Below are 1,657 nucleotides of genomic sequence, written 5' to 3' on the forward strand. Positions count from 1 at the left end.
GACCTGCGCCACGAGGAGATGGCGCGTGGCCAGGCCGAGCGCCTGATGCCGATGCTCGAGGAAATGCTGCGGGCCGCCGGCCTCGGCTGGGACGATCTCGACGCGCTCGGGGTCTGCACCGGCCCCGGCAACTTCACCGGCATCCGCATCTCGGTCGCCGCCGCCCGCGGGCTGGCGCTGGCGCTGGGCATCCCCGCCGTGGGGGTCAGCGCCACCGAGGCGACCGTGCTGGATGCCCCGCGCCCCGTCGCGGCGGCGATCTTTGGCACGCGGCGGATGTCCTACCTCCAGCAGTTCACCGATCAGGGCGCCGCGCCGGTGCAGCCGGTCCCCGAGGGGCAGGAGATCTCCGATCTCGCCGCGGGCGTGCCGGTGCTGAGCTACACGCTGCCCTTCGGCGCCCCGTCCTGCCCGCTGGTCGAGGCGGTGGCCCGGATCGCCGCGGCGCACTTCCGCGACCCGGATCTCGCCCGGCCGACGCCGCTCTACGTGCGGCCCGCCGATGCCGCCCCATCGCGCGAGGCGCCGCCGGCGATCCTGTCGTGACCGCCGCCGAACTTGCGGCAATCGCGGCCCGCGCCTACCGCCACATGTCCCCGTGGTCCGAGGCGGATTTCGCGTCGACTCTGGACCAGCCCGCGACGTTGCTCTGTGCCGCCGAAGGCGCCTTCGTGCTGGGCCGCGTGGTGGTGGACGAGGCCGAGATCCTCGCGCTGGCCACCGATCCCGGCCGCCAGCGCTCGGGCGCCGGGCGCGCCGTCCTGGCGCGCTTCGAAACGCAGGCGCGGGCCCGTGGCGCGGTATCGGTCTTCCTCGAGGTGGCGGCGGAAAACACACCCGCCACAGGCTTTTACACCGCCTGCGGATACCGCATGACGGGTCTCCGCAAGGGCTACTACAAGCGCCCCGACGGCAGCCGCGACGATGCGCTGCTCATGTCGAAGGCGCTGACCTGAGGTCAGGTCCGGACCAGCCGAAACCGTTCGTCGCGCGAAACAAAAACCGGTTGACCCACTGCGTTCCCAACGCCTTAATCAGGCATGATCTGGATGGATCGGACAAAATGAGCGGCGCGCGCAATTGCGCTGCCACCACTTGGGAGCAAGCGATGACCCTGATGACGAAATTCCTCGGCGCGAGCGCCGCGCTGGCGCTGACCGCAGGCGCCGCGCTGGCCGATCCTGCGCTGATCTACGATCTCGGCGGCAAGTTCGACAAGTCGTTCAACGAGGCGGCCTACACCGGCGCCGAAGCCTATGCCAAGGAAACCGGCGGCTCCTACCGGGACATCGAACTGCAGTCCGAAGCCCAGCGTGAGCAGGCGCTGCGCCGCTTCGCCGAGGCCGGCTTCAACCCCGTCGTCTCGACCGGCTTCTCCATGTCCACGCCCATCGCCTCGGTCGCGGCCGACTACCCGGACACCAAGTTCGTTACCATCGACGGCTTCGTGAGCCCCGACGAGCACCCGAACGTGCTCTCGATCCTCTTCGCCGAGCACGAGGGTTCGTATCTCGTCGGCATGATGGCCGCCATGGCCTCCAAGACCGGCACCGTCGGCTTCGTCGGCGGCATGGACGTGCCGCTGATCCGCAAGTTCGCCTGCGGCTACGCGCAGGGCGCGCTGGCCGTGAACCCCGATCTCAAGGTGATCTCGAAC

The 1,657-nt window shown here is 70.1% G+C and carries 3 protein-coding genes; all 3 read left to right on the top strand.

What is annotated here, in order from left to right; translation table 11 throughout:
- Window positions 1-546: tRNA (adenosine(37)-N6)-threonylcarbamoyltransferase complex dimerization subunit type 1 TsaB (gene tsaB / locus HC022_RS26050; protein ID WP_167454310.1), on the top strand; the 546-nt coding region annotated here is incomplete at its 5' end.
- On the top strand, window positions 543-956 hold the full coding sequence (locus HC022_RS26055) for a GNAT family N-acetyltransferase (protein ID WP_008885979.1): 414 nt from the start codon (window positions 543-545) through the stop codon (window positions 954-956). The genes tsaB and HC022_RS26055, both read left to right, overlap by 4 nt.
- A 152-nt stretch (window positions 957-1,108) precedes the next feature.
- Window positions 1,109-1,657: BMP family protein (locus HC022_RS26060; protein WP_167454311.1), on the top strand; the 549-nt coding region annotated here is incomplete at its 3' end.

Origin of the sequence: Salipiger sp. HF18, from assembly GCF_011806505.1 — a bacterium.
Lineage (GTDB): Bacteria > Pseudomonadota > Alphaproteobacteria > Rhodobacterales > Rhodobacteraceae > Salipiger > Salipiger thiooxidans.